Origin of the sequence: Mycobacterium sp. NS-7484 (assembly GCF_001953975.1) — a bacterium.
Classification (GTDB): domain Bacteria; phylum Actinomycetota; class Actinomycetes; order Mycobacteriales; family Mycobacteriaceae; genus Mycobacterium.
Genome location: NZ_MBEJ01000015.1, coordinates 1 through 9834, shown reverse-complemented (window position 1 = coordinate 9834; position 9834 = coordinate 1). Strand labels below are relative to the sequence as shown.

Genomic DNA, 9834 nt, shown 5'->3' with positions numbered 1-9834 from the left:
CCGCGGCCCGCCTCGTCCCTCGGGCCCAGCGACATGAACGCGTTGTACAGCATCGCCTGGATCGCCTCGCCACGGTCGGCGGTCCGGAAGTCGTCGACACCCGCCGCGGTCACGGTCCAAACGCCGTCCTCGCCGCGGACCGCTGTCACGATCTGTTTCAGCTTCAGCTCACCGTCGAGGGTGCCGTCGGTGAGGATCATCAGGTTGTTGTTGGCCGGTGGGGCGATGATCTGGTGATCGGTTATTGCCTGCATCGCGCTCATCCCTTCACCGACGGTGTGATGGTGATCGACGCGCCGGTGCCGGTGACCGTGACACTGCCGCCAGCGAACGGCTCAGCGCCCACGAAGTTCCCGCCCGACGCTGCCGACAACAGGCCGCCGTGGGTGTAGGTGCCGCTGGGCAGGCCCACTTCCACCGCGGGTGCGGTGCGCACCCAGTAGCCCGACACCATCCCGCCAGTGGGGAATGCGGCTTCCTCGCGGCCATACTCGCTGCCGCTGGCTTCGTTCGCCCCGCTGGTCCCAGGATCTGCGGTGAACACCCCGACCCAGTCGCCGCGCGCAACGATCGCGTCACATATCGCCTTGTGGGTGTCGTCGTGTAGTGCCATCTTCGTCTCCTTCTCAGCCCAGGGTGAACGGGATCTTGTGGGGCAGCGTCGTCACGCCGTCTTCGTCGCCGGGCGTCCAGCCGTCGTGGCCAGTGCCGGTGAAACTCAGTGCCGCGTCCGCGTACAGCCCAAAGCCGGCCCTCGGGCTGAACACCATTTCCAGGCCGGCGCCCTCGGCCTCCAGCGCGAACTCGGCGGCGGCAAGAACCTTGTCCACCGTGAACGACAACTTGGCATCGGCGGCCAGGGCGAACTCACCCGCCACGGCGACCTCGGGTGGTGCGAAGCTAAGTTGCCCGTCGGCAGCCAAAGCGAATTCGGCGAACAGCTCGGCCCACCACCCAACTGGTGCGGTCATAGCCGGAAGAACCCCGGTGCGCTGGCCTCACGAATGATGGTCACCGATGAACCGTTCGGCGTGTACGGCAGGTTCGCCACACCACTGCTGCGGTACCCGATCAGCGTGGACGTTGCCGGATCGCCGGTGTAGGCCACGAACGCCAGCGCCTCGCACGACGCACCGACGATGGCCGGAAAGCTGATATTGCCCGCGCTCAGCCAGCCCGCCGCCACCGACTTGTCGGCCAGGCTGTCGGACATCGCCACCCGGGCGGCGCTCGGAATGTCGTCGAGCACCTGGTGCGCCGCTAGATCCACCGCATAGTCGGCCTCATGGATCATTACCGCTCGAACATCCGCAGTCGGCCAGCTGATTTCACCACCGGCGAACTTCTCGCGGGCACCATCAAACAGCCCATCAACAGCCATTACACAACCTCTCAGAGAACAATGGGCACCTTGTGCGGGACGGTCAGGACACCGTCCTCATCGCCGGCAGGCTGCCACTCGACCAGCCGCAAACCGCCGACCTCGCTCGAACCTTCAGCGCCGGTCGCCACGCGCAGCACCGAATCCGATATCAGCGTCGATTCCGGATCGAGCAGATAGGCGATCTGATAGAACAGGTCCACCGTTTCGCCGCCGAAGTTGTTGAGCGCCACCGCGATCACCGATCCGTCGCGCTGGCTGTAGAACAACACGGTGATGTAACCGCCGAGGTTGCCCACCCAGCCCATCCAGTGCCCCCACTGAATGAGTCCGATGCCGAAGCCCATCCAGCCCGGGCCCTCCCACGGCTTCTTGGGCTGGTAGGTCAGGTACGTAGTGAACGTCTCGTCGCGCAGCTGCTGCATCGCCGGGGAGATCAGCGCGCCGTCACGTAGCGCCTCCCCGAATGTGGCCAGGTCGGTGATCGGGCCGGCCAACGAACCTGCGGCCCCGGCCCACGTCGTGTTGACGGCGGTCCATTCGATCTCGCTGGTAGTCGGGTAGCCGAGGATTCCCGCCAGGAACGCGAACGGGCCGAGCATGGCCTGAATCTGCGGCAGTGCCAGGTTCGGCGCCCACCCCCGCGAGTACGGCGGGGTCATGTAATTCGTTGTCGGCCATTCTGATTCCTGCAGGCCGAGCGCTTGGCAACTGTCCTCGACGAGGATGGTGCGGATGTCGCGGCCAGTGCCGTACGTGCTGTCACACCACTCCAGGATCATGCCGAGCAGGATGGTGTTGGAGTTGGAGTATGACGCCTGGGTGCCCGGTTCATAGAGGGGCTCGTAGCTGCGGATGTAGGGCATCGGGTCGAACGCCGACGTCGGGTTGAGGAAGAACGCCTGCTGCAGCGCGGGGTCCTGTTGCAGGTAGTCCTTGATGCCCGACTGCATCATCAGCAGGTGCTTGATGGTGACCTTGTCGCCGTTGGGGATGTCGTCGACGTACATGTCGACGGTGTCCTCGAAAGTGAGGTGCCCGGCGTCGATCTGGGCCAGTATCAGCAGGTGCACGAACATCTTTGTGCATGACCCGTACCGGATTTTGTCGTCCAGGGTCAGTGGTGAATTCGCCGTCCGGTCACCGCCGTACGCCCGCTCATAGCTGCCATACGGGGTCCGGACCGCCAGCAGCGCCCCGTCGACCTTCGTGGTCGGCTTCAGCTTCGACGCAACCAGCGCATCGATAGCGTTGCGCGTGGCTTCCGGCAGTGGATCGGTGACGCTGGGTGTTGCCGTCTGCGCGGTGACCGCGAGGTTGGCCAACGTCACCGGTGTGGTTTCGTTGCCCGCGTTATCGACAGCGCTGATCGTGATCCGGCCCGAATAGTCGGTACCCGCCGCCAGGCCGGACAGTGGCAGCGCGCCGCCGTCGGTGACCGGGGCCTCGTTGATCTTCACCCCGTCGAGCCGGACGTTGTAGCCCTTCAGTCCACTAGGCATCGTCGACCGCCCCCGATGGCGTCAGCGTGAGCGTGGTGGAGGTCGCCGAAACATCGACGGTCAGGCCGCTGATGTTCGGCGCGGTGTTGTCGGGCTCGCTACCGGCAGGCGTCTCCCCCGGCTGGACCTTGCGGAACTGCACCCACGCCCGGGCCGCCCCTCCCTTGCCGCCTTGGGTGTACAGGCCGAACCAGTGGCCGCCGTTGCCGGCGCCGCCGGGCGTGATGCCCTTGCCGCCGTACGCGGACTGATCGCCACCGCCCCGGCACTTCATCCCGTTGTATTCGAGGTCACCAGGACCGCGGCCCACAGGCTGACCGAGCCCGACCGGTCGCACACCTGAACCGTTGGCGCCGCGGTTGGCGGTGAGGGTGAACCCGGGGATGCCCATCTCCGCAACACCGTCGAACGTGATGATCGTGCTGGTGCCGCTGAAGTGCTCGCCGCGGACCAGGGTTGCGGTCTTGTACGAGCCTGGGCTGCCAGGGTTTCCGTAGAACCCGGTGAATCCGTCGGCCCCGTCGCCGCCGGGGGGCAGGAGAACCCAATCCATGATGTCGCACCAGTTCGGGACCGGCAGCGACGTCGCGCTGTTGAGCTGTTGCTGCTCGGGGTCGTGGTGCCCATCGCCAGAGCCGGTGTCCACCGCGATGCCGATCCACGCCGCATTTTGTGACCAGGTGATGTCGTTCTTGTCGAACGTCGCAGGCGGGCTGTCCGGATCGACGATGGCGCGGATCGCCGCGTGAGCGCTTGTCGGTGCCCGGTTGTCTTCCGGCAGGTTGTAGGCGCGACCGCGGATGGTGTGCGAGCCGCCCACGGTGATCAGTTCGTAGGCGACGATGTCGCCCATCTCGACACCGGGCGGTGCGTCGGGCTCATACCGGTTGTAGCCACCCAGCGGTGACGTGGCGCCAGAGTCGAGGATGCCGACGATGTTCGGTGAGGCGTGCAGAAGTACGGCCTCGCCGCCGGCCGCGTTGAGGTTGCCAACCTTGTAGACGTTCACATAGAACTCGGTGATCCCGCTCGTTCCCCAGCCCAGCCACGAGATCGCGCCCAGGGGCATCGATTCTTCGATCAAGTCGAACGCGATCAGCGACGTACCCGGCGCGAGGGTGAACGACGAATTGATCTCCGACAGATTGAAGTTCGACCGCTCCGACGGCAACAGGCCAGAGTCGAGTTTGCGGTTGTACCTGTTGGCCAATAGCTTCCACGACTCGTTGCCCAGCCACGAGCCGGAGCCAAGTTGCTCCAAGAGGTCACGAATATCCGGTATGCCCGCGCCTTCACCATCCGCTCCGACACCGCCGGACATGATGGCATCGAGGAACTTCTGCAGCGCCTCGGGCAGTGTGCCGGGCCCCCACAGACCTGAGATGTTCTCAGGTCGGATGTTGTTCAGCGCGAACAGCAGATCTTCCATCGTGTTGCCGATGACGGTGGACTTGGTGAACGCCTGCACCGCTGCGTCGATGATCGACTGCCACCGCGCGATCTGGTCCTGCAGCTGCTCCGGCAGGCCACCGATCCACTCCAGAAGCAGCTTGTTCCGGCCCGTCGCGTCGTCGAAGTGAATGGTTCCCTCGACCGCCGACGGTGTCACCACCAGGCGGCAACGGATCTCGTTCACACCCTCGGGCACCGTGTACGTACCGGCCAGCTCAGCCCAACCGCCCGAAACGACCCCCGGCCCAAGTGAAGTGACCATCGTCGAGCCGAGGCGCTTCGACGAGCTGCCGTCGTGGACATACTCGGCGATGTGCAACTGAATCGGCGCCCCGGTGCCCGCGTAGCCGCCCCACCGCACGAACACCGACACGTCGACCTGCTGGCCCACCACGACCGTCGTCGGCACCCCCAGCAGCGCCTTCATCGTGCCGTTGGCGACCACCCGCACCGAGCCGGTGGAGTCGGCAGTGTGGGTCACCTCGGGATCCGGAATCCAGATGCCTTGGCCGTTGACCGAGCCGGCCGGGAATGCGCCAAGTGGCCACAGGTTTTCGCTCAGCCTGGCCGGATTCAGTGGCGAGTTGTTCGTGAGCAGGCCGAGTAACCAGTTGTCCAAATCGGTCGGCGTCGAGTTGACGATCCCCGTCATGGCGTCGCGCAACGCGTTCGCGGCCGCGCTGCCCAGGTTCTCCCAACCGTCGATAATCTCCTCGGGCGTCGGGAATCCCACCTCGTTACCGGCGATCATCTGCATGACGAGCCGGATCGGCAAGAACACCTGCTGAATGGCCCTCAGCACCTCATCGTCACCGTCGTAGTTGCCAAGGATCGCCTCCAGCAGACCCACCAGCTCGCCGACGACCGGCAGCCCCTCAATGAACTCCAGCAGCAGCGGCGGCAGATCCTCCGGGCCCTGAATATCCGCCGGATCAGCCTGAGCCACCAGCGAATTGACCTCAGCCCAGATACGCGTGATGATCCCGAACGGCGACAGATCCGACAAGATGCTGCCACCAGTGGAGTTGTTGAAGATCGACGGCACCCGATCCGCGGCACGCTGACGATTCGCCGTGGCCGACATGTCCTGCAGCTTCGACTGCAGCGTCTCCAGCGTCAGCGCACCAGCCGGCAGATTCGCAACACCACCCGGAGTGGTCACCGGCGCACCGCCCGCGCCGCCTTGGCGATCCGCTTCGGGCACTTCGGCGCCACCGTGGTCATCTCCACATGCGGCTCACCCTCGGTGTGCTGCGGCGGATCGGGCAGCTTGATCGACTCCTGCCGCACACCGTCGGTGATCCAGGCCGGCGCGTACAGGGCTTCCGGGTCGACGTGCTCGGTCTGCCTGATGCCCAGCGCGACGAGCTGCGCGGACAGTGCCCCGATGACCGGCTGCAGCGCGTGCAACGGCATCTCGGTGGCCGTCAACAGCGCCGAGGCCAGGGCGCCACCGAGCGCCTTCGTCTGCCCGTCGATATCGTCGAGGGCCGGAACCTTCTTCGGCACGACGTTGGTTTCGATGACCTTGTCCGCCAACGCCTTCGCCGACTCCGGAGACAACCGCTCAGCTTTGCTGTTCACCACTTCGTTCACCGTCCCTCGGACCTACCACAAGCCTATTTCTTGCAGTCCTGTCATCGCCCTACCCACCAGCTCTGCCATGTGCTCGATCGCATCCTTGTGGTTACGGGTGTCGCCGAACTTCGCCGCGATGGCCAGGCCCTTGCCCTGACCCCAGTCGATGCCGAGGTTTCGACAGCGCCGCACGTACACCCGAGGCATGAGGTACTTCGACGTGCCGCCGACCCGGTCCCCGTTCCACCAGTGCCCGAAACCGTTGTCACCGATCAACCACGGCGACGCGTTGGCCACAATCAGCGTGAAATCGGTATCCGGGTCCGTCTCGCGGCGGCGCCGGCGCAGATCCATCACGCTCGCCGCGGTGAACGCCTGGGTCACGTTGGGGCTGGTGTCCTCCAGGTAGTGGCCCCAGCCCTGCTTGGCCGTGCGCAGCAGCAGCGGCACCGAGATGTTCGCCAGGATGCTGTCCCGGTAGATCGGGTTGAGGAACGAGTCGATGGCACCACCGAGCGAACCGACCGACACGTTGTAACCCACACCCGCACTGATGACCGCAGAGATGTTGTCGCCCAGAACATCACCGCCGTACTGGATGGCCGCACTGATGAGCTCGTTGACGCCGGGCATCGACTTCCCGCCCACCGTGATCCGGCCCGCGCCACCCGGCGACCGCGAGAACTCCGAGGTCTGGATGCCGGTGATGTCGCCGTCCCGATAGATCACGTACGGGTGCCCCGGCAGCGTCCCCAGGAACCCTGGCAGCCGGTATCCGGTCTCGTCGATCGTCTCGCCGGTGAACAGGTCGTAGGAATCCTCGACGTGATTGGACAGCACCGAGGCGATAGAGCGAGTCAGGCCGGTGAGCAGGTTGCCGCCGATCGACGTGCCCGAGCGGAACCCGGACTTGTCGACGATCCCGACGAACAGCGTGCCGTCGCGCCAGTTGGTACCCGCCCCCGGCCACGGCTCCGGATCACCCTTGAACCACCGGCGCAGATCCCACTGCAACTCGGCATCCTCGAGGATGGGTGCCGCGACGTCGAAGATCGACGTACGGATCGACCCGACCACCAACGCCAGAGGTGCCGCGCTGTCGCCGAAGAACCGCGGCTTGACCACGATCTGCGACTGCTGCCAGAACCCGCGCAGCGCATCGACCAGGCCCTCGATCGTCCAGTTGTCCGGGTCGAGCAGCTTCAGCAGATCGCCGACGTCGATGTTGGTCAACTGCAACCGAAGCAGGTTCGCCGCCAACGTCAACAGGATCCCGTGGTCAGCCTGCAAAAGCAGCATCCACGCCTTTGGCTGCTGGATCAAACTGAGCGGCAGGAATGGATTACCCGCCACGAAAACGTGTTTAAGCTCCTCGATATCGTCAAAGAAGTCGATGACAACCTCGTCACCCTTCTCGCCGCGGACGACCGTCACACCCTTCTTGGGTTTCATCCGGCCGCCGATACGGGCGCCCATCGTCTCCACGATGATGTGAATGTTGCTGGTGCCCCGGGCTTCTTCGTCCAAGGCCCAGAACGCGGCCCACGTACGGCGCGGGTCGTCGAGGTCGATCGGCAAGCGCAGCTGGATCGTGCCGGTCTCGTTGACGATGACGTTCACGCTGCCGGCGTTCTCGCCGTACACCGTGCCGCGGTACACCCAGTCGCCGTCGTAGAGCTTAATGATGGGCCGGTCGGAGGCGCGTTCGACGCGGTACTCGCGGACCTCACGGGCCCAGGCCACAAAGTCGTCGTGCTCGGTGCCGGTGAACGGCTCGGCGAAGGTTGCGACGGTCATGATGCCTCCAGGCCAGACTCGGCCGACCAGAAGCGCCGTTGCCGTAGCTGCACTTTCGCCCCCGACGGGCCCTGACACACCACGGGCATCAGTACCGGCTCATCCTCGGTGCCCGTGTACGGCGGCACCGGGTAGATCGGCTCGACACCGTTGAACAGCCCTGCAGCGTTCGACAGATCGGCGTTGACGTAGGTGTCCATGAACGGGTCGGACATCACGCTGAGCATCTGGGTGAGCTGCGGCGTCACGATCATGCGTGCCGCATCCTCACCGACAGCCCGGCCCCAGCGACGTTCCTGCCCGAACCCGAAATCCGGGAACTGCCACGACACCGCCGGGTCGAACGCCCACTCCAGCCACAACTTCTGATCGGTCGGATTCCACACGTCGAACCAGCTCGTGTTCGGATTCGCCACCACCCGGATCACCGGAGCGACCGCGGTCGTCTTGCCGGTGAACAGCGCCGTCAGGAACCCCGCCAACGGGCCGCTTGTGAACGACAGCACGTAACCGAAGAACGTGCCCGTCACCGAGACGCCGCCGGTGCCGATGTTCGACAGCTGTTCCAGCGCCTGGCGCACCGTCGAGGCCGACGACAGGAACGAGATCGGCGCGGTGGTCTGCCCGCCGACCGTCAGCGTGAACGACAGCGTGCCCACCGTCACCGAGAACGCCAGCGGCGCCAATCCGCTGCCGTCGACCGTCAGCATCCCGGGATGCGTGATCGGGGTGAGCACCGTGAACTGCTTCGAGGTCCCCGACACAGTCACGTTGCCGACGCCCAGCGACGGCAACGCCTCCAGCGCGGCCTGAATGGTGGCAATGTCCGCGTCGAAATCGAGATCCCCGGTCAGATCGCCGGCATAGCCCAGCTTGTACGCACCTTCCGAGCCCGCGTTGTAGACGGTGAAGTTGCCCGGATTAACCCACTCCGCAACGTCTTCGACGCCCTCGTACATCGGGTTATACGCATTCGCCGAGACGACCGCGTGATAGATCTGGTCGATATCGGCGTCGAAACCATCCTCGGTGGCGTACTTGATCTCCTTGGCCAGCTTCAGCCACAGGAACCGCGGACCCGACGGCCCGTTCCAGGTGCACTTGACCTTGCGCAGGTTGTACGGCGTGCCCCACAACTTCTGGAACCGCGGCCGAGACTCCGGCGTCAGCCAGAACGGCAGGATCGGGTTGCGGATCGGCACCGACTCGCCGACCGCACGCCCACCCGGCTCGAACGCCCCCGACTGGGTGCGCATCGTGAACCCGGTGTCGTACATGCCATCCGGATTCGTATCGAGCACGATGAAGTCGTCGCGCAGGTAGATGTCGTCGAGCGAATCGGAGATGACGATGCTGTCACCGTTGTCCGATTCGAGGGTGATCGTTGCGACTGCCACGTCAGTACCTATCCAACTTCGATGCGAGCCTGACCTTTTCCTGCTGCTGCGCCGCGACGAACGCGTCCTCGACCACCGCAGTGCGGATGTTGTACGTCGGGCCGCCCCCGGGACCGGGCTGGCCGCCCTGGGCGCCGTGCACGGTTCCACCGGGTAGCGCAGCCGGAGCGGACGGCGCGGCCGGCGCTGCGCCGCCAAACAGCGAACCCGCGCCGCTCAGCGTGCCGCCGATGTTGCTGCCGTCGAAGACCTTCTTGCCGTTCTTGTCCGAGATCGACAGGCCGCCAACGAAAGTTGAAATGCCCTTGAGCCAGCCGGGGGAATCGTTGACGCCGAACACACCGAGCGCCGAGGACACCTGACCAGAAACAGCCGACCCGGCCGCGCCGCCGAACAGCCCCAGATCCGATCCAGTGCTGGTCTCGCCGACCCCGCTGCCCAAGCTGTCCAAACCCCAGCTCGACAGCCCAGACAGTGACGACGGCACACTGCCCAGCCCGCCCGACGATCCCCCTGCGGAGTCCACGGCGCCGGTCTGGTCGCTGCTGGCCGGGTCAATCGCACCCGGTGTCGGGGCAGACATCGCAGCGGAAGCGGACGACGGCCCGGGGCGCAAGCCCTTCAGTGACCCTCGCAGCCCCGCGGCGATACCCGGGCCGCTGAAGATGTGGACGTGGTCCATGTGGTTCTGCGTCGGGCTGCCACGGTCGGGCATGTCGTAGCCGCC

The 9834-nt window shown here is 65.5% G+C and carries 9 protein-coding genes and 1 pseudogene; all 10 read right to left on the bottom strand.

Annotated elements, in window-relative coordinates:
* Positions 1 to 254, bottom strand: a 254-nt coding sequence (locus A5733_RS03245) for a hypothetical protein (protein ID WP_142253782.1), incomplete at its 3' end; no start/stop codon positions are given.
* A gap of 5 nt (positions 255 to 259) precedes the next feature.
* A complete protein-coding gene (locus A5733_RS03240) occupies positions 260 to 613 on the bottom strand; it encodes a hypothetical protein (RefSeq protein WP_076239061.1) in 354 nt (117 codons plus the stop codon).
* A gap of 13 nt (positions 614 to 626) precedes the next feature.
* Positions 627 to 971, bottom strand: coding sequence for a hypothetical protein (locus A5733_RS03235; protein ID WP_076239060.1), 345 nt, complete (start codon positions 969 to 971; stop codon positions 627 to 629).
* The gene (locus A5733_RS03230; RefSeq protein WP_076239059.1) at positions 968 to 1381 is read right to left on the bottom strand and encodes a hypothetical protein; all 414 of its coding nucleotides are present in this window, start codon (positions 1379 to 1381) and stop codon (positions 968 to 970) included. Before A5733_RS03230 ends, A5733_RS03235 begins: the two co-directional genes overlap by 4 nt.
* An 11-nt stretch (positions 1382 to 1392) precedes the next feature.
* Entirely contained in the window at positions 1393 to 2883 is a 1491-nt protein-coding gene (locus A5733_RS03225; RefSeq protein WP_076239058.1) for a serine hydrolase, read from the bottom strand.
* Complete coding sequence (locus tag A5733_RS03220) at positions 2876 to 5497, bottom strand: hypothetical protein (protein ID WP_142253781.1); 2622 nt, start codon at positions 5495 to 5497, stop codon at positions 2876 to 2878. Before A5733_RS03220 ends, A5733_RS03225 begins: the two co-directional genes overlap by 8 nt.
* Positions 5494 to 5919, bottom strand: coding sequence for a hypothetical protein (locus A5733_RS03215; protein ID WP_076239062.1), 426 nt, complete (start codon positions 5917 to 5919; stop codon positions 5494 to 5496). The genes A5733_RS03220 and A5733_RS03215 overlap by 4 nt, the downstream gene beginning before the upstream one ends.
* 24 nt (positions 5920 to 5943) lie before the next feature.
* Positions 5944 to 7710, bottom strand: coding sequence for a hypothetical protein (locus A5733_RS03210; RefSeq protein ID WP_076239056.1), 1767 nt, complete (start codon positions 7708 to 7710; stop codon positions 5944 to 5946).
* Positions 7707 to 9107, bottom strand: a complete 1401-nt coding sequence (locus A5733_RS03205; RefSeq protein ID WP_076239055.1) for a hypothetical protein — start codon at positions 9105 to 9107, stop codon at positions 7707 to 7709. Before A5733_RS03205 ends, A5733_RS03210 begins: the two co-directional genes overlap by 4 nt.
* A 1-nt stretch (position 9108) precedes the next feature.
* Positions 9109 to 9834, bottom strand: a pseudogene (locus A5733_RS27410) (phage tail protein); the annotation flags it as partial.

Excerpts from the sequence above, each read along its gene's own strand:
- A5733_RS03240 (WP_076239061.1), bottom strand. The coding sequence starts at position 613 with ATGGCACTACACGACGACACCCACAAGGCGATATGTGACGCGATCGTT.
- A5733_RS03235 (WP_076239060.1), bottom strand. The coding sequence starts at position 971 with ATGACCGCACCAGTTGGGTGGTGGGCCGAGCTGTTCGCCGAATTCGCT.
- A5733_RS03230 (WP_076239059.1), bottom strand. The coding sequence starts at position 1,381 with ATGGCTGTTGATGGGCTGTTTGATGGTGCCCGCGAGAAGTTCGCCGGT.
- A5733_RS03210 (WP_076239056.1), bottom strand. The coding sequence starts at position 7,710 with ATGACCGTCGCAACCTTCGCCGAGCCGTTCACCGGCACCGAGCACGAC.
- A5733_RS03225 (WP_076239058.1), bottom strand. The coding sequence starts at position 2,883 with ATGCCTAGTGGACTGAAGGGCTACAACGTCCGGCTCGACGGGGTGAAG.